Origin of the sequence: Halobacillus sp. Marseille-P3879, assembly GCF_900240285.1 — a bacterium.
GTDB lineage: Bacteria > Bacillota > Bacilli > Bacillales > Halobacillaceae > Halobacillus_A.
The window spans coordinates 538,065-563,403 of the sequence record NZ_OESS01000002.1; the positions used below are offsets into that span (position 1 = coordinate 538,065).

General features: G+C 41.0%; 24 protein-coding genes. 21 read left to right on the top strand and 3 right to left on the bottom strand.

Translation table 11 applies throughout. The annotated features are described in order from the left end of the window. Positions 1–10 precede the first annotated feature (10 nt). Positions 11–715: an orotidine-5'-phosphate decarboxylase gene (pyrF, locus tag C1A12_RS10480; RefSeq protein WP_306417011.1), complete on the top strand. Its 705-nt coding sequence runs from the start codon at positions 11–13 to the stop codon at positions 713–715. Beyond that, positions 702–1,331: an orotate phosphoribosyltransferase gene (gene pyrE, locus C1A12_RS10485; RefSeq protein WP_101843825.1), complete on the top strand. Its 630-nt coding sequence runs from the start codon at positions 702–704 to the stop codon at positions 1,329–1,331. The genes pyrF and pyrE overlap by 14 nt, the downstream gene beginning before the upstream one ends. A gap of 593 nt (positions 1,332–1,924) precedes the next feature. On the opposite strand, the gene C1A12_RS10495 is transcribed toward pyrE, so the two are convergent. Next, positions 1,925–3,634 (bottom strand): NFACT family protein, encoded by a 1,710-nt coding sequence (locus C1A12_RS10495; protein ID WP_101843827.1) that lies wholly within the window; start codon positions 3,632–3,634, stop codon positions 1,925–1,927. A 110-nt stretch (positions 3,635–3,744) separates the two neighbouring features. Here C1A12_RS10495 and C1A12_RS10500 point away from each other — a divergent pair, with 110 nt between their 5' ends. From C1A12_RS10500 to spoVM, 14 genes are all read left to right on the top strand, one after another. Beyond that, the gene (locus C1A12_RS10500; RefSeq protein ID WP_101843828.1) at positions 3,745–4,626 is read left to right on the top strand and encodes a YicC/YloC family endoribonuclease; all 882 of its coding nucleotides are present in this window, start codon (positions 3,745–3,747) and stop codon (positions 4,624–4,626) included. A 69-nt stretch (positions 4,627–4,695) separates the two neighbouring features. Further along, positions 4,696–4,959, top strand: coding sequence for an extracellular matrix/biofilm regulator RemA (gene remA / locus C1A12_RS10505; RefSeq protein WP_101843829.1), 264 nt, complete (start codon positions 4,696–4,698; stop codon positions 4,957–4,959). 12 nt (positions 4,960–4,971) lie between these two features. Continuing rightward, positions 4,972–5,592 (top strand): guanylate kinase, encoded by a 621-nt coding sequence (gmk, locus tag C1A12_RS10510; protein ID WP_101843830.1) that lies wholly within the window; start codon positions 4,972–4,974, stop codon positions 5,590–5,592. Continuing rightward, on the top strand, positions 5,589–5,816 hold the full coding sequence (gene rpoZ, locus C1A12_RS10515) for a DNA-directed RNA polymerase subunit omega (RefSeq protein WP_101843831.1): 228 nt from the start codon (positions 5,589–5,591) through the stop codon (positions 5,814–5,816). The genes gmk and rpoZ overlap by 4 nt, the downstream gene beginning before the upstream one ends. Positions 5,817–5,909: 93 nt before the next feature. Next, positions 5,910–7,115, top strand: coding sequence for a bifunctional phosphopantothenoylcysteine decarboxylase/phosphopantothenate--cysteine ligase CoaBC (coaBC, locus tag C1A12_RS10520; RefSeq protein ID WP_101843832.1), 1,206 nt, complete (start codon positions 5,910–5,912; stop codon positions 7,113–7,115). Continuing rightward, positions 7,112–9,523 (top strand): primosomal protein N', encoded by a 2,412-nt coding sequence (gene priA / locus C1A12_RS10525; RefSeq protein WP_101843833.1) that lies wholly within the window; start codon positions 7,112–7,114, stop codon positions 9,521–9,523. The genes coaBC and priA overlap by 4 nt, the downstream gene beginning before the upstream one ends. An 18-nt stretch (positions 9,524–9,541) precedes the next feature. Next, entirely contained in the window at positions 9,542–10,486 is a 945-nt protein-coding gene (gene fmt, locus C1A12_RS10530) for a methionyl-tRNA formyltransferase (RefSeq protein WP_101843834.1), read from the top strand. A 1-nt stretch (position 10,487) separates the two neighbouring features. Further along, a complete protein-coding gene (gene rsmB, locus C1A12_RS10535; protein ID WP_101843835.1) occupies positions 10,488–11,834 on the top strand; it encodes a 16S rRNA (cytosine(967)-C(5))-methyltransferase RsmB in 1,347 nt (448 codons plus the stop codon). A 60-nt stretch (positions 11,835–11,894) separates the two neighbouring features. Next, positions 11,895–12,653, top strand: coding sequence for a Stp1/IreP family PP2C-type Ser/Thr phosphatase (locus C1A12_RS10540; RefSeq protein ID WP_101843836.1), 759 nt, complete (start codon positions 11,895–11,897; stop codon positions 12,651–12,653). Next, on the top strand, positions 12,653–14,749 hold the full coding sequence (gene pknB / locus C1A12_RS10545; protein WP_101843837.1) for a Stk1 family PASTA domain-containing Ser/Thr kinase: 2,097 nt from the start codon (positions 12,653–12,655) through the stop codon (positions 14,747–14,749). Before C1A12_RS10540 ends, pknB begins: the two co-directional genes overlap by 1 nt. Positions 14,750–14,761: 12 nt before the next feature. Then, positions 14,762–15,643, top strand: coding sequence for a ribosome small subunit-dependent GTPase A (gene rsgA, locus C1A12_RS10550; protein WP_101843838.1), 882 nt, complete (start codon positions 14,762–14,764; stop codon positions 15,641–15,643). 3 nt (positions 15,644–15,646) lie between these two features. Then, complete coding sequence (gene rpe / locus C1A12_RS10555; RefSeq protein ID WP_101843839.1) at positions 15,647–16,288, top strand: ribulose-phosphate 3-epimerase; 642 nt, start codon at positions 15,647–15,649, stop codon at positions 16,286–16,288. 90 nt (positions 16,289–16,378) lie between these two features. Then, entirely contained in the window at positions 16,379–17,029 is a 651-nt protein-coding gene (locus tag C1A12_RS10560) for a thiamine diphosphokinase (protein WP_101843840.1), read from the top strand. A gap of 47 nt (positions 17,030–17,076) precedes the next feature. Beyond that, positions 17,077–17,157 carry a stage V sporulation protein SpoVM gene (gene spoVM, locus C1A12_RS10565; protein WP_101843841.1) on the top strand — a complete coding sequence of 27 codons (81 nt, stop codon included), beginning with the start codon at positions 17,077–17,079 and terminating at the stop codon, positions 17,155–17,157. Positions 17,158–17,198: 41 nt separating this feature from the next. Here spoVM and rpmB read toward each other — a convergent pair whose 3' ends face one another. After that, a complete protein-coding gene (rpmB, locus tag C1A12_RS10570) occupies positions 17,199–17,387 on the bottom strand; it encodes a 50S ribosomal protein L28 (RefSeq protein ID WP_101843842.1) in 189 nt (62 codons plus the stop codon). A 232-nt stretch (positions 17,388–17,619) separates the two neighbouring features. Between rpmB and C1A12_RS10575 the strand changes: the two genes are divergently transcribed. Continuing rightward, positions 17,620–17,982: an Asp23/Gls24 family envelope stress response protein gene (locus tag C1A12_RS10575; RefSeq protein ID WP_101843843.1), complete on the top strand. Its 363-nt coding sequence runs from the start codon at positions 17,620–17,622 to the stop codon at positions 17,980–17,982. A gap of 33 nt (positions 17,983–18,015) precedes the next feature. Next, positions 18,016–19,680 (top strand): DAK2 domain-containing protein, encoded by a 1,665-nt coding sequence (locus C1A12_RS10580; RefSeq protein WP_101843844.1) that lies wholly within the window; start codon positions 18,016–18,018, stop codon positions 19,678–19,680. A 436-nt stretch (positions 19,681–20,116) separates the two neighbouring features. Here C1A12_RS10580 and C1A12_RS10590 read toward each other — a convergent pair whose 3' ends face one another. Next, a complete protein-coding gene (locus C1A12_RS10590; protein ID WP_101843846.1) occupies positions 20,117–21,385 on the bottom strand; it encodes an NCS2 family permease in 1,269 nt (422 codons plus the stop codon). A gap of 196 nt (positions 21,386–21,581) precedes the next feature. On the opposite strand from C1A12_RS10590, the gene sdaAB reads away from it, so the two are divergent. The 3 genes from sdaAB to recG are packed head-to-tail and all read left to right on the top strand — an operon-like array spanning position 21,582 to position 25,217. Further along, the gene (gene sdaAB, locus C1A12_RS10595) at positions 21,582–22,244 is read left to right on the top strand and encodes an L-serine ammonia-lyase, iron-sulfur-dependent subunit beta (RefSeq protein WP_101843847.1); all 663 of its coding nucleotides are present in this window, start codon (positions 21,582–21,584) and stop codon (positions 22,242–22,244) included. A gap of 53 nt (positions 22,245–22,297) precedes the next feature. Next, the gene (sdaAA, locus tag C1A12_RS10600) at positions 22,298–23,182 is read left to right on the top strand and encodes an L-serine ammonia-lyase, iron-sulfur-dependent, subunit alpha (RefSeq protein WP_101843848.1); all 885 of its coding nucleotides are present in this window, start codon (positions 22,298–22,300) and stop codon (positions 23,180–23,182) included. Further along, positions 23,172–25,217: an ATP-dependent DNA helicase RecG gene (recG, locus tag C1A12_RS10605; protein ID WP_101843849.1), complete on the top strand. Its 2,046-nt coding sequence runs from the start codon at positions 23,172–23,174 to the stop codon at positions 25,215–25,217. The genes sdaAA and recG overlap by 11 nt, the downstream gene beginning before the upstream one ends. Positions 25,218–25,339: the final 122 nt, after the last annotated feature.

Sequence of the window (25,339 nt, forward strand, 5' to 3'; positions counted from 1 at the left end):
ACTTGATGAAATTTATACAGCGCTTGACTTCGAAGACAAGCGGCAGGCACTAGAGTTTTTAAAAGAAAATAATCTTAATCAAATTCCAGTTAAAGTAGGAATGGAACTTTTTTATAAAGAGGGCCCCGCTGTCATATATGACTTGAAAGAAAGAGGTCACTCCATATTTCTTGATTTAAAGCTTCATGATATCCCTCAAACAGTAAACCGAGCAATGAAAAATGTGGCGTCATTAGGTGTAGATGTGGTGAACGTTCATGCTTCAGGAGGCAAAAAAATGATTTCCGCAGCTAGAGAAGGTTTGATGGAAGGAAGTGTGAATGAAGACTGTCGTCCCCTCTTATTAGCTGTGACGCAGCTTACCTCAACTGATCAAACCATGCTTTCTAATGAACTACTGTTGCCTCATACTGTAGAAGAGAGTGTAACCCATTTGGCTGAATTGAGTCAGTCGGGGGGAGCGGACGGCGTAGTATGCTCTGTAAAAGAAATTAAAATGATAAAACAAGCATGTGGGAATGAGTTTTTTACAATAACTCCTGGAATTAGAAAGTCAGAAGAGGACCAGCACGATCAGAAACGAGTAGCTGCTCCGTTTGAGGCAGGCAGAGATGGAACTGATGCGATCGTAGTTGGGAGGAGTATTACAGAAGCTGATGATCCTTTTCATACCTATCAGCTTATAAAGGAGGAGTTTATACATGGAAAACAATAACATCTCAGCATTGTTGTTACAAATCGGTGCAGTACAAGTTAACCCTAAACAGCTATTCACGTGGACGTCAGGTTTAAAATCTCCGATCTATTGTGATAATAGGATGACGATGTCCTATCCTCACGTAAGGGAGCAGATCATAGACCAAATGGTGGAGCACATAAAGGAACTTCCTTCAAGAATTGATATGATTGCCGGTTGCGCCACAGCGGGCATTCCCCATGCTGCCTGGGTAGCTGATCGTTTGAATTTACCTATGGTCTACGTACGTGGAGAAGCAAAGAAACATGGTAAGGGAAACCAAATTGAAGGTGATCTATCTCAGGGAGATAACGTGATCGTAATCGAAGACCTCATCTCAACCGGGAAGTCATCTATCGCTTCTAGTGATGCCCTGAGAGACAACGGAAAAAATGTGGTAGAAATATTATCAATTTTTAATTATAATTTATCCTCAGCTCGGGATGCATTTGAGGAAAAAGGATATAATTATTACTCATTGGCGGATTATAGTGAATTGATCGGTCAGTTAAAAACAAATGAAGAGTTAACAGAAGAAGATTATAGTAAACTAAATGAATGGAACCAACAGCCTGACATGTTTACTAATTCTTAATACTAGACAGATTTGCTCGATCATAAAATTATTAGTACGATAGTTATACTACTAATCGTTGGTGATGCAAATGAATTCGAGGAAACATTCTGTTTTTATAGTAACGAACGCCCTGTTAGGTCTGGGTACATGCATGGTTTACTTATATGTGTGGATTTCTCTTACCTTTATGGAGCCTGTGTGGTCATGGCAGCCTCTTCTGGGATGTGCTGTTTGTTTTGTGGTCTTTATCTTATGGAATAGGTGGTTATTAAGAAAAGAACGCCCCCGGTACTGGGGGCAGGCTTTGTTCTCCTATTTAACTGCAATTATTGTTTTCATCTATTTTTTAAGTCGTTAATACAAGCAGGAAAAAACTGATACAGCAAAAAATAATCCGAACCGATTTTATTGAAATCAGTTCGGATTATTTATGTGAGGGAAAGGGGTTTTAGCATCGCTCCGTCAAAACACTCCGCTTTCCGTGTTCGGACTCAGCTACCTAGGAAAGCAAGGAGTACTTTCCTGCGGGAGGTTCAACTTTAGTTGTTCCCACAGGAGTCTTAAGTTTTTTGGCTACGCTTGCTTTACAAACGCCCCGTGCTTTTTGCCTGTTATTTGTCTTTCAATCGTAAGACTTCTTCTGCATCAGGTGTAACATACAGCGTTTGTTGTTCATCATAGGTTACATAGCCGGGTTTAGCTCCTGAAGGTTTTTTGACATTTTTTATTAAGGTATAGTCAACGGGGACGGATGAAGACTGGCTGTACTTACTGTAATAAGCAGCAAGTCTTGCTGCCTCGAATAAAGTTTCTTCAGATGGATCACTATCTCTTATAACAACGTGCGAACCTGGAATGTCTTTCGCATGCAGCCAGATATCGGTTTTATTGGCAACCCTATTTGTTAAATGTTCGTTTTGTTTATTGTTTCTGCCTACAAGTATAAGCGTCCCGTCACTAGCCTGGAAAGCTTCAGGAGCCGGTTTGGCTGGTTTGTTTTTTGACTTTTTTGAGGATGCTTTTTTCTTTAGATATCCTTGATCCCTAAGTTCTTCACGAATATCCTCAATGTCCTCTTCACGAGCTGATTCTACTTGTTGAATTAAACGTTCAAAATATTCAATCTCATGTTCAGCTTTCTTTATTTCTGCCTGGACTACTTGTTTTGATTTTTTTAACTTCTGATAAGTCTGAAAGTAATTTTGTGCATTCTCACTTGGCGACTTTACCGGGTCGAGCTCAATCGTTAATTCCGATTGTTCTGGATCATAATAATCCATTACGGTTACAGAAGTATCACCTGTTTGAACGAGGTGCATATGAGCTGTAAGAAGTTCCCCCATTTTCTGATAGTCTCCGGCTGAGTCAGACTTTTTTAAAGTAGTTTGATGTTTTTTTATTTTACGTTTATTTTTTTCTAGTTCATTTTTTAGGAACCGGTGCAGGTCGCCGGCCTGCTGCTTAACTCGATCGCGTTCTGCTTTTCCTGAGTAAAATCGATCCAGCAGCTCACTGACTGTGGAATATGACTTTCCCGTTTGTTGCGTATGTTCAAGCGGGAATACATGAAATTGTTCGCGATCTCCGGTAAACAGAACAGGTGTATAACTGTTGTGAATAATTTTGCTGCGAATTTCTTCATAACTCTTTTTGTAGGCTTCTAAGGAACCGAGCCGGGCCTGATAAGCAATTTCTTTCGTAATAGAAGGAGAAAAACCCATTACACGGTTTAATATTTGCTGATCAATTTTTCCTGAATTGAAATCCAGCTTCCTTATTAAATCTTCCCCGGTTAAATCGATAGGATTTGTTTTCCCCTGGGACGGTGGCAGCTTATAAGGCTGCCCCGGCATAACAGTGCGGTGGCGGTTTTGTGATGGAGGAAGGTGTTTGATGCTGTCTACAATATGTCCTTGATTATTGTCGACAAGTAATATATTGGAATGCTTCCCCATAACCTCGACAACGAGGGTCTTGATCGTTTCATCGCCAATTTCGTTGCGTGATTTCACATGAAACTTAACGATTCGTTCCATTTCTATTTGTTCAATGCTTTCAATAAAACCTCCGACCAGGTGCTTCCGGAGCAGCATGCACAACATCGGGGGTTCTTTAGGGTTATGGTATTGGTCATTTGTTAAATGGAAACGGGCATAGCTTGGATGGGCTGAGAGTAATAAGCTATTCTTCGTTCCACTGCTTCTAATGGTAAACACAAGTTCTGTCTCAGTTGGCTGATAAATTTTAACGATTCGTCCCGATTGGATGCGTTCATTTAGCTCATATGTCATCGCTCGGGTTACAACGCCGTCAAATGGCATGGTACTCACCTCTCTAGTCTTGTCAGTATAGCAATGATTCGCTTCATTGTGAATAAATTTGATAAACTAAACTTGGTTTAAAACTATTTAATTATGGGACGGGATGTATAATGATTCGTAGCATGACAGGTTATGGAAGGCAGTCGATACAATGGAATAATATAAAAGGTACAATAGAAATCCGAAGTGTTAATCACCGTTTTTTCGACTTCTCGCCGAAAATCCCCCGCTCTCTTTTATTTATGGAGGAAAAACTAAAAAAAATAACAGCTTCTAAAATAACAAGAGGACACGTTGATATATTTATTAACCTTGAAGGTGAAGGGCTGACCACGGCTCAGCTGCAAGTTGATGAAGATCTTGTGCGCCAGTATAAAGAACAGCTTCATATCTTAAAGAGCAAGTATGAGTTGACTGGAGAAATTACTATTGATATGGTAGCTAAGTTAGACAACGTTTTTACGATTTCTGAAAGTGACAACTTCAATCATGAATTAACCGCTATGTTTGAAAAAGCTGTACTTGAGGCTTTGGATAACCTTATGGACATGCGGGAAAGAGAAGGTACCGAGCTAAAGGAAGACTTAGTAAATCGCTTGAAGACGTTAAGCGGCATTGTTCAGAGAGTTGAAGCAAGACGGGAACATGTAGTGAAAGAATATAAAGAAAAAATTAAACAACGAATTGAAGATTATACGCAGGAACCCATAACGGGGGATGATCAAAAAGTTCTCCAGGAGGTAGCTCTTTTAGCTGAAAAAGGAGATATTACTGAAGAAGTAACTCGAATATATTCTCATATTGAACAATTTTACATGGCTCTTCATAAAGGCGGAGTCACCGGCAGAACTCTTGATTTTATTGTGCAGGAGTTTCATCGTGAAATAAATACCATCGGTTCTAAATCTAATGACTCAGAACTTTCAAATCAAGTGGTCAAAATGAAAAGTGAAATTGAAAAAATAAAAGAACAGGTACAAAATATCGAATAACAATTGAGATTACTACACGATTTTTCATATAATAGTAATAGATTAGTGTCCTAGAAGGAGGAAGTTTCGTTGAGTTTAAGGTTAATTAACATCGGTTTTGGCAATGTGGTATCAGCAAATCGCATTATATCCATTGTTTCACCAGAATCTGCACCTATTAAACGTATTATTACCGTGGCAAGAGACAATAATAAATTAGTAGATGCTACATACGGCCGAAGAACACGTGCCGTTATCATTACAGACAGTGATCATGTCGTTTTATCTGCTGTACAGCCGGAGACGGTCGGTCAGCGTGTACTAAGTAATGAAGAAATGTCAGATGATAACTAGGAGGATCCATTCATGATAAAGGAAAAAGGCATTTTATTTATTTTATCTGGACCCTCTGGTGTAGGTAAAGGGACTGTGAGAAAAGCATTATTTGATCAGTCGACTGATTTAAGGTATTCCATATCAATGACGACGCGTGCCCCTCGTGAAGGAGAAGTGGACGGTGTTGATTATTTTTTTAAAAGCCGTGATGAATTCGAGCAGCTGATCAGTCAAGGTCAATTGATTGAACATGCAGAATATGTCGGTAACTACTACGGGACTCCTCGTCAGTACGTTGAACAAACCTTAGAAGAAGGAAAAGATGTATTTCTTGAGATTGAGGTACAGGGCGCTTTAAAAGTAAGGGAGAATTTCCCGCAAGGTGTCTTTGTCTTCCTTATTCCACCCTCTTTGGAAGAGCTTAAAGACCGGATTGTAAGCCGTGGCACAGAAACTGAAGAAAAAGTGAAAAATCGACTTCTCGCAGCTAAAGAAGAAATTGACATGATGGACGCCTATGATTACGTCGTTGTTAATGACAAAGTCGAGTCCGCCGTAAATAAAGTAAAAGCAATTGTAGCAAGCGAGCATTGTAAACGTGAACGTGTATCAAAACAATATAAAAAAGCATTGGAGGCAGATCAATCATGATGCTGGAGCCGTCTATTGATTCATTGCAGAAACAAATTAAATCCAAATATACTTTAGTCACCCTTTCGGCAAGAAGAGCACGAGAATTAAAGCAAGGCAGTGCACCTATGGTAGATAATCCTACATCAAGTCAGCAGGTGGGCGTGGCTCTTGAGGAAATCAATTCTGGAAAATTAACATATTCTGAAGCCGATAACATTCAGGAAAGAACGGAAACAACGTAATATCGTTCGTTTTATACCGTCAACAAAGCCGCGCTGTTTAAATTATAAAGCGCGGCTTTTCGTTATTAATTGTTCATGAAGGGACAGGTTTCTATGCTTACAAATAAAAAAATTGTGTTAGGCGTATCAGGGGGCATTGCTGCTTACAAAGCTGCAGCATTAACGAGTAAACTAGTACAGGCAGGGGCCGAAGTGAAAGTTGTTATGACAGAAAACGCAAAGAAATTTATTTCGCCGACAACTTTTCAGGCTCTATCACGTCAGCCTGTTTATTCCGATACCTTTAAAGAACAGGATCCCACGCAGATTCAGCACATTGATGTAGCTGATTGGGCTGATCTTTTTTTAATTGCTCCAGCTACAGCAAATACAATTGGAAAGCTGGCAAATGGTATAGCTGATGACATGCTTTCCACTACATTATTAGCTACGGAAGCTCCTGTATATATTGCTCCTGCCATGAATGTTCATATGTACAGCCACCCTTCTGTTATGAAAAATTTAAAGCAGCTGGACTCATGGGGCTTTAAGTTTATCGAACCCGGGGAGGGTTACTTGGCATGTGGATATGTAGGAAAAGGAAGGTTGGAAGATCCAGAAACAATCGTTCAGTTACTGGAAAGTGAACAAAAGAACAAATCTTTGTTACAGGGAAAGAAGGTTCTAATAACAGCCGGCCCTACACAGGAAAAAATTGATCCGGTACGCTACTTTACGAATCCATCAACAGGTAAGATGGGATTTGCGTTAGCCAGACAAGCTTCTCTTATGGGAGCTGAAGTAACTTTAGTAACGGGTCCGGTGCAGTTAGACACCCCCGCTGGAGTGCGTAGAATTAATATTGTATCTGCGGAAGAGATGTATGAGGCAGTTATGAAGGAATTTCCACACACAGATATAGTTGTTAAATCGGCAGCAGTAGCTGATTACCGCCCTAAAAACACATTTAATTATAAAATGAAAAAAACTACGGGTGATTATACGGTCGAGATGGAGCGTACGAAAGACATCCTTTTGGAACTAGGAAGAAAGAAGACGAACCAATATCTCATTGGTTTTGCAGCAGAAACAAATGAGAGTGAGCATTATGGTGAACAGAAATTGCGCAAGAAGAATTTAGACGCTATTGTAATAAATGATGTATCAGAAGAGGGTGCAGGCTTTGGACATGATACCAATGTTACAATTTATTTAACTAGAGAAGGCAAAAGAATTGTACTTCCATTAATGTCCAAGGATGAACTTGCGAAAAAGATATGGACAGAGGCTGCTGAGGAACACTCAGGTGAGGCATTTTGAGTATTGCCAGAGTAATCGTCGATGTTCCCTCTCAAAATACAAACCGTTTATTTGATTACGGAATCCCTGAGCAGTATGCATCTATAGTACAGCCGGGGGTAAGAGTGATCGTACCTTTTGGGCCTAGAAAAATTCTGGGATATGTTATTGAACTGGCTGAGTCCAGTGAATTTTCAAAAGTAAAGCAGATAGAGGAAGTTTTAGATATTGTCCCAGCTTTAACTCCAGAGCTGCTCCAGATAGGAAAGTGGCTTTCTCAACAAACGTTAAGCTTCTATGTTTCTTGTTTACAAGTTATGCTTCCGCAAGTATTAAAAGCTACTTATCGTAAAGAGCTTTGGAGACTGACAGATGAGCAGCTTCCTGAAGAGTTGGATCAGCTGTTTGCCGGACGCGGTGTAATAGATTATAAAGAATTCGCGGAATCTACATTAAATTACCAGAAACTTAAACAATTTGTAGACGATGGCTGGGTAGATATCCATTATGAAGTAAAAAGCCGTGAAACTACGAAAACGACCTCAATCATTGAACCTGTGCAATCACCTGTTCAGCTGGAGGAAACGTTAGTAGACCTTTCTAAGCAGGCGAAAAAACAGAGGCAGATCATTGAATACTTTATTGATCATCAGGAATCTGTACCTAAGAAGCAGCTTCTTACTATAACAGACTCTTCAGCTTCTACTTTAAAGCCTTTAATTAATCAGGGAATTATTAAGGAATATAAACAGGAAGTGTTTCGTGATCCTTTTTCTCATCGAGAATTTGAAAGGACCCGGCCCTTTCTTTTAACGGATGAGCAGAAAGAGGCTATTCATCCGATTCTGCTTTCATTAAAGGAAGAAAGACATGAAGTTTTTCTTTTGCACGGTGTAACAGGGAGCGGAAAAACGGAAATTTACCTGCAGTCGATTCAAAGAGTATTAGAAGAAAATAAGGAAGCCATTATGCTCGTACCTGAAATTGCGTTAACCCCGCAAATGGTAGAACGTTTCAAGGGCAGGTTTGGTTCTAAAGTAGCTGTTCTACACAGTGGACTATCCGCTGGAGAAAAATACGATGAATGGCGTAAAATCCAGCGGCACGAGGTGAAGGTAGTAGTAGGAGCAAGGTCTGCGATCTTTGCACCTTTCTCAAACTTAGGCATCATTATTATTGATGAAGAACATGAGTCGAGTTATAAGCAGGAGGACAGAACTCGTTACCATGCCAGAGATGTTGCTGTTGAAAGAGCAAAAATCCATTCCTGTCCCGTTGTCCTGGGCAGTGCCACCCCGGCATTGGAAACCTATGCCCGCGCAGCTAAAGGAAATTATACAATGCTTACTTTGAAAAAAAGGATGAATGATGCAGCAATGCCTTCCACGGAACTGGTTGATATGAGAGACGAGCTTCACCAGGGGAACCGCTCGATGTTTTCTCGTGTTTTACTGGATAAGTTAAAAGAAAGAATTGCCCGCGGGGAACAGTCGGTTCTTTTTTTAAATCGAAGAGGGTATGCGACTTTCGTAATGTGTCGAGACTGTGGACATGTAAAAGAATGTCCACACTGCGACATTGCATTAACCTATCACCGCAGACAGGAACGTCTCAAATGTCATTATTGTTCTTATGAAGAACCTATGCCTGTGCAATGTCCGGAATGTGAAAGTAAAACGATTCGATATTTCGGGACAGGAACTCAAAAAGTAGAAGAAGCACTTCAGGAACTTATTCCTGAGGCAAGAGTACTGAGAATGGACGTGGACACTACTAGAAGAAAAGGTGCCCATGAAAAGATATTAAATGATTTCGGTGATAAAAAAGCAGATATTCTGCTTGGGACGCAGATGATTGCCAAAGGCCTTGATTTTGCTAATGTAACGCTAGTAGGCATTCTCGCTGCAGATGCTCTTTTAAACCTGCCTGACTTTCGAGCAGCTGAGAAGACGTTTCAACTCTTAACTCAAGTAAGCGGTCGTGCGGGCCGTCATAAATTAGCCGGAGAAGTAATTGTCCAAACTTACAATTTAGAACACTACAGCATTCAGCTCGCCAGTCAATATGATTATGAGCAGTTTTTTAATGAAGAAATGAGGTTGAGGAAAGCGTTTAAGTATCCTCCTTATTACTACTTAACCCTTTTTACAGTCTCTCATCCAAATCAATTAAAAGTGCAGGAAGTAACCCGAAAAATTGTACTCTATATGAGGAACAAGTTATCGGAAGAAGCTGATGTACTAGGGCCTACGCCTTCTGCCCTGACGCGGATCAACAATAGATATCGATATCAATGCATGGTAAAATATAAAGATGAGCCTGAACAACATAAGTTAATCCAACGAATACTGCATTATTATGAAGATGAATTAAAAGAAGAGAACGGGTTACAAATCAACGTCGATTTCCAGCCGTATCAGTTAATGTAAGGAAGGAGTAGATTCATCATGACACGAATTGCATTTATGGGCACACCTGATTTTGCTGTGCCAGTGCTTGAACAGCTTGTCGAGCACAACTATGAAGTAGTAGTTGCCGTAACACAGCCAGATCGACCAAAAGGCCGAAAAAAATCTTTAACTCCTCCTCCCGTTAAGCAAGCAGCTGTCAAACTAAATATACCTGTTCTGCAGCCGGAAAAGATTAAAGAAGAATATCATGAAGTATTAGAGTTTAAGCCGGATTTAGTGATTACAGCAGCCTTTGGCCAAATCCTTCCCGGTTCTCTCTTAGAAGCTCCAAAACATGGTTGTATTAATGTCCATGCTTCCCTTTTGCCTGAATTACGAGGTGGGGCTCCTATCCATTATTCGATTATAGAAGGCAAGAAAGAAACCGGGGTTACCATCATGTATATGGTGAAACAATTGGATGCAGGGGATATTTTAAGCCAGGTTACCGTACCAATTGATCAGGAGGATCATGTCGGTACCCTCCATAATAAATTAGCTGAAGCAGGAGCTGCTTTATTAATCGATACTCTGCCTCCCCTTCTTGCAGGGGAGATTACACCACAACAGCAAGACGATGAGAAAGCAACATTTGCCGCGAATATTAAACGTGAACAGGAAAAAATTGATTGGTCAAAAGACCAGTATTCCATTTACAATCACATTCGCGGGATGCACCCTTGGCCTGTAGCATTTACATACTGGAAGGGCAAACCATTAAAAATATGGTGGAGTGAAATGGTTGATCACTCTTATAACGAGCCTGCTGGCACAGTGGTCGATTTTTACAATGATGGTATAGTTGTAGCCACGGGGGATCACAAGGCTGTTAAGATAACCGATCTTCAGTTGTCCGGCAAAAAACGGATGGACGGACAAGCATTTTTAAACGGCGCTGGACAGTCTATGCAAATTGGCGATCGACTGGGGGAGCAGGTATAACATGGCTAAATACCAACTAAGGGAATCAGCTCTTGAACTTTTAACGCGCATTGGTGAAGAAGGCGGATATAGTCATGTCCTGTTAGATCAGGAGATAAGTAAACGTCAATTAAGTTCAAAAGACGGGGCTCTTTTAACTGAAATCGTATATGGTACACTTCAAAATAAACTAAAAATCGATTATCAAATTCACTCCTATCTTGCTAAACAGAAAAAGCTTAAACCCTGGGTGAAATGGCTTCTATATATGTCAGTCTATCAAATGCTCTATTTAGAACGGGTTCCAGATCATGCTGTTATCCATGAAGCAGTAGAGATTTCAAAAATTAAAGGTCATAAAGGAATTTCAAGTCTTGTCAATGGCGTGCTTCGGAATATACAGCGGAATGGAGTAAGAAGTACTGAACAAATCAGTGACCCGATTGAGCAGCTGTCTATAGAGACCAGCCACCCCAAGTGGCTGGTTGAACGATGGGTGGATCAGTATGGTATCGAAATAACAAAAGGAATATGTTATCAAAATCTAAAGCACCTTCCGATGTCCGTTAGAGTACAGCCGATCAGAATTACAAGAGACACAGCAATTGAAGAGTTAAAGTCCCGTGGTATTCAAACAGAAATAAGCCGGTTTTCTTCACAGGGGCTGCTAATTACAGAAGGAAACATTTTAAACGATCCACTATTTAAGGAAGGTTTCATCTCCGTGCAGGACCAAAGCTCTATGCTTGTAGCAGAAATGATGGACTTATCTCCAGAATTAGCGGTTCTTGATGCTTGCAGTGCTCCAGGGGGGAAAACAACTCATATTGCAGAAAAAATTTATGACAAGGGTGAGGTGGTGGCTTATGACCTTCACAAGAAAAAAGCAAACCTTGTCAATGAAAAAGCCATTCTTCTTCAATTAAACTCGATCCAGGCAGCGCAAGCGGACTCACGTAATTTAGGGGATATTCATGAACGGGAGTCGTTCGATCGTATACTGTTGGATGCCCCATGTTCTGGTTTAGGAGTGTTAAGAGGAAAGCCTGATATTAAATACCATAAGCAGGAGCAGGATATCTTTAACCTCCGACGGATTCAGGACAGCTTACTGACAAGCGTAGCTCCTCTCTTGAAGAAGGGCGGGAAGATGGTTTACAGTACTTGTACGATTGACCGGCATGAAAATGAAGAAGCTATTAAACAGTTTTTAAATCAAAATGATAACTTTGCCGTTGATCCTTCTTTTTATGATGAACTTCCTGGGTTTTTACAAAATGGTCGGGGTATGAGTGAATACGGGTTACAGATATTTCCTCAGCAGTGGGATACAGATGGATTTTTTCTTACCAGATTAGTTAAGCGGTAAATCCCTATAAAATAGAGGTCAGAATAGCTATTAGTGATTTGAAGAGATGGGGTGAAAACCATGATAGGCAGCTTTTTATCAGATCAAGGAAAAGTTCGATACCATAACGAAGATGCAGGCGGGGTTTTTTATCATGAGAACGCTCAGATGCTTGCTGTGGTAGCGGATGGTATGGGGGGACATAAGGCTGGTGATGTTGCCAGCCAAATGGCTGTCTCTACTTTACATAAAAAATGGAAGGAAACGTCTTCCATCGATCATCCTGAAAAGGCAGAATTGTGGATGAAAGATGCAATTCATGAAGTGAACATGGAAATCTTGAAGCATTCCAGGGAAAATGAGGAATGTAGAGGGATGGGGACCACTGTAGTTGCTGCCTTGTGCAGTAAACAATTTACAACTGTCGGACATGTCGGGGACAGTCGTGTCTATTTAGCCAATGATGATGGATTTAAAAGAATCACGGAGGATCACTCCCTGGTGAATGAACTGGTACGTTCAGGACAGATTTCCGCAGAGCAGGCTGAAACTCATCCAAGAAAAAATGTTTTATTAAAGGCTCTCGGTACGGACGAAAACATATCTCCAGATATAATGACGCTAGAATTTGAACGCGATGATCGCTTGCTCCTATGTTCAGATGGATTAACCAATAAAGTGAATGAAGAAGAATTAAGTGAATTGTCAAACTATAAAGGGGACTGGCAGGAGTTCTGTCAATCCTTAATCAATTTAGCTAATGATCGTGGTGGAGAGGATAATATTACGCTGGCTGTTATTCACTATGCCGACTCCTCTTCGAAAGAGGGTGTTGATTAATGTTGAATAATCGTCTCCTCAACGATCGTTACCGGGTAAATGAAATGATCGGCGGAGGAGGGATGGCCAATGTTTACCTTGCCTATGATACGATTCTTGATCGAGAAGTCGCTATAAAAGTTCTGCGTTTAGAATATGGCAATGATGAAGAATTTATAGCAAGGTTTCACCGAGAAGCGCAATCGGCCACAAGTTTATCCCATCCTAATATCGTAAATATTTATGATGTTGGGGAAGAAGAAGATATTTATTTCATGGTAATGGAATATGTAGATGGGATGACCCTTAAGCAATACATTCAACAGAAAAGTCCGATAGAGACTGCTGAAGCAGTTGACATTATGCGTCAGGTAACTTCAGCGATTGCACATGCCCATGATAACGGGATTGTACATCGTGATATTAAACCACAAAATATACTGATAGATCATTATGGGCACGCCAAAGTGACCGATTTTGGTATAGCGATGGCTCTTAGTGCTACTGCTCTGACTCAGACAAATTCAGTACTCGGGTCCGTCCATTATTTATCTCCTGAACAAGCCCGCGGGGGGATGGCAACGAAGAAGTCTGATATTTATTCATTAGGAATTGTGTTATTCGAACTTTTAACAGGTAGACTTCCTTTTTCTGGCCAATCTCCCGTTTCTATTGCTCTTAAACACTTGCAGCACGATACACCTTCCTTAAAGAGGTGGGTTCCTGATCTACCACAAAGCGTTGAAAATGTAGTTTTAAAAGCAACAGCTAAAGATCCTTTTTACCGTTACGAATCTGTAATAGAAATGGAGGAAGATTTAGGAACTGCTTTAGAACCATACCGGGCTGATGAAGGTGTCTTTGCTATTCCAGATGATGAAGAGGACAAGACAAAAGCTATTCCAGTTATAACAGATGACAGTTTTGGTGATCAAGATGAGGATGCCACTATCGTGCATGATGCTACCCAGCACTTTGATGCTAAAGCATTGGAAGAAACAAAGAAAGAAGCAGCGGTAAATAACGGTAAGAAGAAAAAAGAAAAGAAGCCAAAAAAGAAAAAAAAGAAAAGGTGGCTTCTATGGCTGACCATTATCTTTTTTGTTTTACTGTTCGCGGGGATTGCTGCTCTTTTCATTCTTCCAAGTCTGCTTGAACCAGATGACGTTGAGATGATTGATGTTGAAGGATTGGAATATGAAGAAGCATATAGTGACCTTTCCGACCTGAATTTAGAAGTAGAAAGGGAAGCAGTTTTCTCTGATGAAGTAGAAGAAGGGCTGGTTATTCGAACTGATCCTGAAGCTGGTACAGTAGTAAAAGAGGAGTCGCGAGTTACTGTTTATTCTTCTAAAGGCAAGGAACGTGTACGATTTGAAGATTATGTTGGGCAGAACTACGAGGAAGTAAAGGAAGAGCTTGAAGAAAGAGGTTATGAAAGTGTGCTTGCTATTGAACAGACGGATGACCGCCCTGAGGGAGAGATCATTGATCAAATCCAACCTCAGGTAAATGATGATATTATCATTGATGAAACCAGGGTAATATTTCAGGTAAGTTCTGGCCCGCCTACTGTTACGCTTCAGTCCCTGGAAGGGGAAACGGAAGAAGAGGCAAGAGATTATTTAAGTAATAATGGGTTAAAAGCTTCTGTATCAAAAGAACATTCAGAAAGTGTACCTTCAGGAGAAGTCATTCGTCAGGATCCCGAATCTCTTACAGAAGTCAATGAGGGTTCTACTGTGAATTTAGTTGTTTCTTCCGGCCCTGAGGAGAATTCCGATGAGGAGTCGAATGAAGAGGAGCAGGTTGAAGAAGAGGAACAGGGCGATGATCAGGAAGATGATCAGGACGAAGAGCAGGAATCAGAGGCGACTCCTCGTGAGGAGACTATTCAAGTCGGGGTTCCCTTCAATGAAGATTCCGATCAGGAAGAGCAGCAGGTACTCGTGTATGTGAATGATTTAAACAATGAGATTTCCGAAGTGTATAGTGAGGAAATGATTACAGAGGATACGACAGTTTCTATTGATTTAACGATCTCACCGGAAGAGGAAGCCACTTATAAAGTCGTTAGAGAAGATGAAGTAATCGTAGAAGAAAATGTTTCATATTAAGTAGGTGAATGAATGGCTACAGGCAAGATTGTCAAAGCCCTAAGTGGGTTCTATTATGTCTATCATGAAGGTGTTGTATATCAATGTCGGGGCAGAGGAGTGTTTCGTAAAAAGAAAATTACTCCTCTTGTTGGGGATATAGTAGAATTTCAAGCAGAAACCTTAAAAGAAGGATATATACTATCTATAGAAAATCGGGCAAATGAATTCGTAAGACCGCCCATTGCTAACGTGGATCAGGCTTTAATTGTAACTTCTGCTGCTAACCCGGAGTTTAATCCTTTACTTTTAGATCGATTTCTTGTTCTTGTTGAAGCGAAAAGACTAGAGCCTGTAATCGTTATTTCTAAAGTGGACCAAATAAAGGAGGAGAAATTCTCTTCGATAAAAGCGTATCAAAAAATATATGAGGGTCTCGGATACCCGGTTCTGCTGTCAGCGATGAATGACCGGCTGCTGATTGAAGATATTAAACATTATTTAGCAGAAAAAACCACGGTAATTGCCGGTCAATCCGGCGTTGGGAAGTCTTCTCTTCTTAATTTTTTGGATCCATCCTTAAACATTGAAACGAATGAAATATCTGCAAGTCTGGGCAGAGGGAAACATACAACCAGACATGTAGAGCTTTACGAGATAGCAGGCGGACTTGTGGCAGACACTCCCGGCTTTAGCTCTTTAGAGTTTGGTGAAATGGAGCTGGAAGAGTTAAGTGAATGTTTTCCCGAGTTTGTTGCTGTGCAGGATGAATGTAAATTTCGCGGCTGTATCCATGCAAAAGAACCGAAATGCGCAGTTAAAGCAGGCGTAGAGCAGGGGGATATTGCAAAACACCGCTACGACCATTACCTGCAGTTCGTAGAAGAAATAAAAAATCGAAAGCCGAGGTATTAGTGCATGACAAAAATAGCACCATCAATACTAGCGTCAGACTTTGCTCAACTCGCAAAGGAAATTAAAGAAGTAGATGAAGGAGGAGCGGATTACATTCACGTAGATGTGATGGACGGTCATTTTGTACCTAATATTACTATTGGACCGTTAATTGTAGATAGTATTCGCCCGCATACCACCCTTCCGTTGGATGTACATCTGATGATTGAAAAACCGGATTACTATATTGAAGATTTCGCAAAAGCGGGAGCTGACATCATTACCGTTCATCAGGAAGCATGTCCTCATCTTCATCGTACCCTGCAATTGATCAAAAGTCATGGGGTCAAAGCGGGCGTTGTCATTAATCCGGCTACTTCCGTAGAAGCTATACGTCCTGTTTTGCCAGAGGCTGATTTAGTATTGGCCATGACCGTAAACCCAGGTTTTGGGGGGCAAGCTTTTATACCTGAAGTCCTTAGTAAAATTGAACAACTGGCAAAATATAGAGATGAGTATAATTACAGTTATGAAATTGAAGTGGACGGGGGTATTAATGAAAAGACTGCTCGAGAATGTGTAGCTGCAGGGGCTGATGTGCTAGTGGCCGGAAGTGCAATTTTTAATCAGAATAACCGCCAGCAAGCAATTGAATCCATTAAATGAATGAGAAAGATATTGAAGGCTCATAATAGTTACCCTATTAATGAGCCTTTTTTGAGGGCTGAAATGTGGAGTGAAAGTGGAGGAATTACTATGACTAAGTATGCAATTGTGGGAGGAGGCCCCAAACGTCACATCCCGGATTTATCCAAATATACGGGTGAAAGTTTCTTTTGGATTGGAGCTGACCAGGGGGCTGAAGTGATATTAGAAAACGAATTACCATTAAATGCAGCCATAGGGGACTTTGATTCAGTAAGCAGAAGTTCGTTTGAGAATATAAAAAATCAAGCAGCATACCTGAGTGTCTTTCCAAATGAAAAGAATGAAACTGATCTTGAGCTTGCCATTCGATATGCTATCAACCAGCAGGCAGAAGAAATACAATTTTTTGGGATTACCGGCGGCAGAATGGACCATACTCTTATAAATATCCAGATTTTGTATCCCTTATGGAAAAAAGGGATAAAAGCCCGGATTCTTGATCAGCAAAACCAGTTGGAATTGTTTGGCTGCGGAACGCATACAATAGGGAGAAATGAAGATTCTCCCTATATATCGTTTGTTCCCGTTACACTTGATGTTTGGGGGTTAACTCTTGAGGGTTTCTACTATCCTTTAGAGGGTACTCATTTAACATACGGTTCCACTTTATGTATCTCAAACCATTTGATTAAAGATGAAGGTACTTTTTCTTTTAGTCAAGGCATACTGTTAGTAATAAGAAGTAAAGATATCATTTAATAGAGGTATTATGGCACTCATAGCTTTATATGTTGAGGAGGACGCTCATGAAATTTTATACGATTAAACTTCCGCGTTTTCTCGGAGGAATGGTACGGGCTGTCATAGGAACATTTAAAAAAGATTAACAAAAAAAGCACCCATGCCGGGTGCTTTTTTTGGTGTTTAATTATACGCGTGTTACTTTACCTGATTTTAGATCACGAGCAGATACATAAACTTTCTTTGGCTTGCCATCGACTAGAATACGTACTTTTTGCACGTTAGCTTTAAATTTACGTTTATTAGCGTTCATCGCGTGGGAACGGTTGTTACCAGTGCTTGTGCTTCGTCCTGAAACGACACATTTACGTGACATGTAGAATCCCTCCTGTTACATACTTCTTGAAATACTTAATTAATGTATCATATAGAGAGTCGAATTGCAATAAACAGGCGATAATTATATCAAGAATTTTCTCTTGACAGACACCTATAATTGTTACAAAGTATAATAGGGGTCCAAGTGGTAATTCATAATATCATACTTGGCCTGGTCAGTGTGTGTTATAATTGGTCTACGAAGATGACGAGTATAAAGGAGGATTCCTATGTCAATTGATCTTCATAATCAATATGGTCATATAACCATCAATAATGATGTAATTTCTACAATTGCCGGTGGTACTGCTGTAGAATGCTACGGCATCGTAGGTATGGCATCCAAAAATCAGCTTCGTGACGGGCTGGCAGAAATGCTGAGACGTGAAAATTTTTCAAAAGGTATCGTGGTGAGGCAGGAAGAAGACCACGTACACATTGATATGTATATAATTGTAAGTTATGGCACGAAAATATCTGAAGTAGCTCATAATGTTCAATCTCAAGTAAAATATGCGTTAAATAAAAATGTAGGCTTATCTGTTAACTCGGTTAACATCTATATTCAAGGTGTTCAAGTAACAAACGAATAATAGCGTCTGGTGTAGTCAAAGGAGGAAGTAAGTGTGACGGTAAGAGAGATAGACGGTACAAAACTAGCGGAGATGGTGCTGCAGGGTGCACAACATTTGAAAGCCAATTCTCAAATGATTGATGCATTGAATGTATTTCCAGTCCCGGATGGTGATACCGGTACAAATATGAATTTATCGATGACGTCTGGTGCAGAAGAAGTGAGAAAGATAAGTGAAAACCATGCTGGAGCAGTGGGGCAAGCTTTAGCAAAAGGACTGCTTATGGGAGCACGCGGCAATTCGGGGGTGATTCTTTCCCAGTTATTTAGAGGATTTTCAAAGGCTTGTGAACAAAAGGAAGCGCTAACAACTAAAGACTTGGCAGAAGCGTTCCAGGGCGGAGTCAAAACTGCATATAAAGCGGTGATGAAACCTGTGGAAGGAACGATATTGACCGTAGCACGTGAAGCAGCCGAAGCAGCCGAAAAGCTCGCAGCCGAAGAGGAAGATCTGGTTTTCTTCATGGAAGGTGTAACCAAAGCAGCACAGGACTCGTTAAAAAGAACCCCTGAACTCTTACCTGTGTTAAAAGAGGTAGGGGTAGTGGATAGTGGAGGACAAGGTCTATTAACCATTTATGAAGGGTTTCTTGCTAACTTAAAGGGTGAAGAAATGCCTGAGACCGGCTCTGCTTCTGTTTCTATGGATGAAATGGTGAACGCCGAGCACCATAAATCAGCGCAGGACTTTATGAATACAGAAGATATTGAATATGGGTACTGCACGGAATTTATGGTTAAATTTGAACAGGATAAGTTAAATGAGAACCCGTACGATGAAGAGCAATTTCGTGAAGAGCTAAGCCAGCACGGGGATTCTTTATTAGTCGTCTCAGATGAAGAACTAATAAAAGTTCACATTCACGCAGAGTACCCGGGGGAAACCATGACGTTAGGACAGCGTTATGGAAGTTTAATAAATATGAAAATTGAAAACATGAGGGAACAGCATACTTCGATAGTAGGTGACCAAAAGTCCTCAGAACCGCAAGAGCTTGCTGAGTATGGGATTGTTACCGTAGCAGTTGGAGAAGGCATTACAAAACTGTTTGAAAGTCTTGGTGCCCATGTAGTTATACAGGGCGGGCAAACAATGAATCCTAGTACACAAGACATTTCAGATGCTATCAAACGTGTTCATGCAAAACACGTGTTAATTCTGCCAAATAATAAAAATATCACGATGGCTGCTGAACAGGCAGCCGAATTAGCGGAAGTCGACGTAAAGGTTGTAGCTTCAAAGACTATACCTCAGGGAATGAGTGCTCTTTTAGGGTTTAATCCTGAAGTTGATCTGCAAACCAACCAAGAAGAAATGACACGCTTGATGAAGGAAGTAAAAAGCGGCCAGGTTACTTATGCAGTACGGGATACTCAAATTGAAGGGCTGACGATTGAAAAAGGTCATTTTATGGGTATATTAGAAGGTGATATTAAATCCACTCAAAAGGGGCAGTTTGAAACAGCCAAACAGCTGCTGCGTGAAATGATTGAAGAAGATGAAGATGAAATTGTAACGATTATCAGCGGAGAAGAGGTTTCTAACGAGGAATTAGATAAACTTGAAACCTTTATTGAAGAAGAATATGAGGATATGGAAGTGGAAATCCATCACGGCGGTCAGCCTATTTACTCTTATATTTTCGCTGTAGAATAAAAAAAATCAGGTTGTCGAGAAAGTCTTGACAACCTGATTTTTTGTTTTTTGGATTCCTGTTCTGAGACAGTATCTTTAGAGGTGGCAATTTGTTTATTTGGGCGGTCAAACATCCTTTCCAATGAAGGGAAATGCATCTGCAGCATAGTAAGGGAAGATTGAGCGTAGCTGAACTGCATAGGATGTTCTATTGCCGCTTGCGCGAACACCTTGAAACTCCGGAGGAAAAACGGACTTATCCGAATGTTTGAAGTGGGAATTTCACAAAGAGGCTCGAGCGTTCATCCGCGGAAAGTGTGTGGTATTTGCCTGCACGGGTGCACAAAAAAGCTTGTAGAAAAACAAGGGGTTTCTCTACAAGCTGAAACACATACCTGGTAAGGGTCTCTTTTTTTTATGCTTATACGAATGGTGGTAACCGTACTTATAGGCTTTATTAGTGTCCGATGGAGCGGACGATAAATTCAACGAGAAAAACCATGGCGATTAATACGACAGGAGCTGAGAGCTCTCTTTGTTTCCCCATGGCAAATTTAACAACAGGGTAAGCGATGAAGCCAAATGCCATTCCGTCAGCAATTGAGTACGTAAAAGGGATCATTACTATGATCAGAAAAGCCGGCATGGCATCGGATAACTGATCAAGAGGGATCTCTTTAATATTTTGTACCATTAGTGCTCCTACAATAATGAGGATCGGACTAATTGCTGTTGAAGGGACCATAGAAATCCATGGAGTCAAGAAAATGGTAGTCAGGAACAATCCCGCCATCACAAGGCTGGCTCTGCCGGTTTTTCCCTCTGAAGCAATTACAGCTGCGCTTTCTGCTGAGGATACAGTCGGTGAAGTACCGAAGAATCCACAGGTTAATGCAGAAAATGCTGAAGCACGATAGGATTTTTTAAATTTGTCCTGCTGATTTAACATATCCAGCTGACCATGTATCAAGCCCATATTTTCAAATATAAGCACGATAGCCAGAGGAAATACAGCCATCCAAAAACCAAATTCACTAACAGCTCCAAAGGAGGGAAGAAAGACCCACTCTTGCTCACCTGCAGATATCCCTTTACCGGGACCATCCAGTAGACCGGTAAAATGTGCTATTACTGTACCAATTACCATGGTAATTAAAAAGTTTCCGGGCACATTTTTAGCAAATAGAAAGACGGCAATAAATAAAGTGAGAAGACTCGTAATTACAACGGCCGATGAGGGGTCCCCCAAAGTGATAAGGGAGTGTTCGCCTCTTACGACAAGCCCACCTTTCTCTAAGCCAATTAAGGTGAGGAACAGTCCAAGCCCTACAGTGATTGCATGCTTGAGGGCGCCTGGTATAGCATGCTTCAGCCAATCTCCTAACGGGGTGTACGCTGTAGTCAGAAAGATTAGTGCGGCTACTATTACTACAGCTAATCCTTCCTGGAAGTCCATACCTTTTCCTTCAATAATGGAATAAGCGAAGAGAGCATTTACTCCCATACCTGGAATAAGCACCATAGGAGCATTTGCATAAACAGCCATGATTAAACAGCCGACAGTACTTGCAAGAATTGTTGCAAGCATGCCATTTTCTAAGGGCAGGCCTGCATCTTGCAGAATTTGGCTATTAACCGCAATAATGTAGACGGTAGTAAAGTAGCCAATAAATCCGGCAATTATATCCTTACGCAGACTGTGCTGAGAATTATGCTGATTGAGCATCGTATTCTCCTCTATGAAGTTATCCCTCTCCCACCCGGTTATCTCATAACCCACAAACTAGTATTTTACTCTTTCTGGCAGAAATAATCAATATATCTAACTATTTTAATGAATTTTCATGGAAATATGGTAAAATATATATCGGTAATCGGATTATAGAAAGCGTTTACCTATTAACGGTAAGGATGGTGATCGTATGAAATATAGATCAGTATTCGATATTATTGGGCCCGTTATGATCGGCCCTTCAAGTTCACACACGGCTGGCGCCGCCAGGATTGGGAGAGCAGCTAGGCATTTATTTGGACGGGAGCCGGAATACATCTACGTCCATCTCTTCGGTTCTTTTGCTCAAACATATAAAGGTCACGGAACGGACGTAGCTATTATAGGCGGGTTGTTAGATTTCGAGACGGACGACACACGAATGAGCTCCTCGATTGATATAGCTAAACATAAAAACATACAAATTAATTTTTATGAAGAAGAAGCGAATACAGACCATCCTAATACTGCAAAGCTTGTTATTGGGGATAAAGAAGGCGAATTAGAGCTCGTCGGCATATCAATAGGCGGAGGTAAAGCTGAAATAACTGAGCTTAATGGGTTTGAACTCAGACTATCAGGCAGCCATCCTGCGATTCTATTAATTCATAATGACCGCTATGGAGCAATAGCATCAGCCACATCTATTCTTGCAAGCCATGAAATCAACATAGGTCGAATGGAAGTATCAAGAAAAGCTCAGGGAGAGCAGGCGTTAATGGTCATTGAGGTGGATCAGAATATTGAAGATACTGTATTAAACGAATTAGAACGAGCAGACCATATCACCCAGGTCGCCCGTATTTCCGATTAGATCAGGCTCGCTTTCTATTTAATAGGAAAGTGCCTTTAGAAAGGGGTATTCTGATGTTTAAAAATGTTGCTGAATTAATAGAACGGGCAGAAAAAGAAAATATTCCAATCTCTGAAATAATGATTCGTCAGGAAATGGAAGTAAAACAAGTAGATCGCGAAAAAATTTTCAGCCAGATGGAAAGAAATTTAGATGTTATGGAAAAAGCCGTAGAAGATGGGTTGCAGGGAGTGAAATCTCACAGCGGTCTTACCGGTGGGGATGCTGTGTTGATTCAAAATTATATGCGTGACCATGAACCTCTGTCAGGTAATTTACTTATGGATGCTGTTAGTAAAGCTGTGGCCACAAATGAAGTGAATGCAGCAATGGGAACCATTTGTGCCACCCCGACTGCTGGCAGTGCCGGTTGCGTGCCTGGGACTCTGTTCGCCGTTAAAAATAAATTAAATCCGACACGTGAGCAGATGGTACGATACTTGTTCACTGCGGGAGCTTTTGGATTCGTTGTTGCCAATAATGCTTCGATTTCCGGTGCTGCTGGAGGATGCCAGGCGGAAGTAGGTTCTGCTGCTGGAATGGCAGCGGCGGCTATCGTAGAAATGGCTGGAGGTACTCCGTCTCAATCCGCTGAAGCGATGGCTATTACGCTGAAGAACATGCTGGGATTAATCTGTGATCCAGTAGCCGGTCTGGTAGAAGTTCCTTGTGTGAAAAGAAACGCGATGGGTGCCTCCAATGCAGTGGTCGCCGCAGATATGGCATTAGCCGGTGTTACAAGCCGTATTCCTTGTGATGAAGTAATTGACGCTATGTATAAGGTAGGACAAAGGATGCCAAGTGCTTTTAGAGAGACTGCTCAAGGGGGGCTTGCTGATACCTTAACCGGCAGGAAACTTGAAGCCAAAATTTATGGGAGTCCGATTAATGAACAGTAGACTAAATTTATCGATTAGCGAAGTGAAAGGAATTGGGGAAAAGCTTCAAGCTCATTTAAACGAGCTTGGGCTTTTTGACATTCATGACTTATTATTTTATTTTCCTTATCGTTACGATTCATATGAAATTAAACCATTAACTGAACTTCAGCATGAAGAGAAAGCAACGATTGAGGGGCAGTTGACCTCTGAACCGGTCGTTCAGTTTTATGGAAAAAAGAAGTCACGCTTAACCATGACTCTACAAGTTGATCAATTTGCTGTAAAAGCTGTCATGTTTAACCGTTCATTTGCTAAAAAACAGCTGAGTGCCGGAGATACGGTGACAGTTACAGGTAAATGGGATCAGCACCGAATGCAAATCACAGTCAGCCAGTACAAAAAAGGGTCAGCACAGAGTCAGGAACCGATTCAGCCGGTTTATACATTAAAAGAAAGTGTTACACTAGTCACCTTAAGAAAAGTAATTAAGGCTGCTTTGGAAGATTACTTAGAAGATGTAGAAGAGATTCTGCCTGAGGATACAATTATCCGCTACAAGCTTCCTAAGCGCCAGCAGGCAATTGAACAAATGCATTATCCTCAAAGCCGTGTCTTATTAAAACATGCAAAACGAAGGTTCATTTATGAAGAGTTTTTAGTGTTTCAATTAAAAATGCAGTTACTAAGAAAATTACAGCGTGAATCAACAACTGGAAATGCCCAGAACTATGATAACGAGCGATTAACAGAGTTTGTTCAGTCACTTCCGTTTGAACTAACCGGTGCGCAGAAGCGTGCACTTAGTGAGATTTTACAGGATATGAAAAATCCTTACCGGATGAACCGGCTGCTGCAAGGAGATGTAGGTTCCGGAAAAACAGCCGTTGCAGCGATTGCTTTGTATGCGTCTATTACAACAGGACGTCAGACTGCTCTTATGGTCCCTACTGAAATTTTAGCAGAGCAGCACGCAGCATCCCTGCAGGAAATGTTCGGGGATCGGCTGAGGATTGCTTTGCTGACTGGCTCAGTTAAAGGGAAACGAAGAAGACAAATTCTAAGTGAGATCAAAGAACATCATGTAGATCTCATTGTAGGAACCCATGCTTTAATCCAGGAAGAAGTAGACTTTAACCGTCTCGGTTTCGTAATCGTAGATGAACAACATCGTTTTGGAGTGAATCAGCGGAGAACGCTCCGAGATAAGGGACTCCATCCTGATGTCTTATTTATGACAGCTACGCCTATACCTCGAACGTTGGCCATCACAGCTTTTGGAGATATGGATGTATCTGTAATAGATGAAATGCCCGCAGGGAGGAAACCAGTTGAAACGTACTGGGTAAAGGGACAACTTACAGATAAAGTCCTTGCCTTCATACAAAAACAGATTAAATCAGGCCAGCAGGCTTATGTAATCTGTCCGCTGATTGAAGAATCGGATCAGCTGGATATTCAGAATGCTATTGATTTATACGACCAGCTTTCAAATATTTTTGAACCGGGTGTACATGTTGGTCTTATGCATGGGCGTTTATCTAATGATGAAAAAGAAGAAGTCATGCATAGCTTTGCTGCAAATGAAGTACAAATCCTGGTTTCTACAACGGTTGTTGAAGTAGGGGTTAACGTTCCAAATGCCACCGTCATGGTTATTCATGACGCCGAACGTTTCGGTCTGTCACAGCTGCATCAGTTGAGAGGGCGCGTAGGAAGAGGAAATGTGCAAAGTTATTGTATATTACTTGCTGACCCTAAAGGAGACGTAGGGAAGGAGCGTATGCGGATAATGACGGAAACTACTGATGGATTTGAATTATCAGAACAAGACTTAAAACTTAGAGGACCAGGGGACTTCTTCGGAAGAAAACAAAGCGGCATGCCAGAGTTTAAAGTAGGAGATATGGTTCATGATTACCGAGCTCTAGAAACAGCAAGACAAGATGCTGCCCAAATTATTTCGGGTAATCTGCTGGAAAAAAATCATGAATATCGAGCTCTCAAGCAGATGATCGAGAAGGATCCTCATATATCCGGAAAAGTATTGGATTAAAAGAAAATTCCGATTGGTTTTCGTGATTTGCTTTTTCTTCGAGATCCTTGCGTTATTAAAAAAGGTATTATATATTACTATTAGTACCTAGTCATAATTGGCGAATGAACGGTGGGACATAG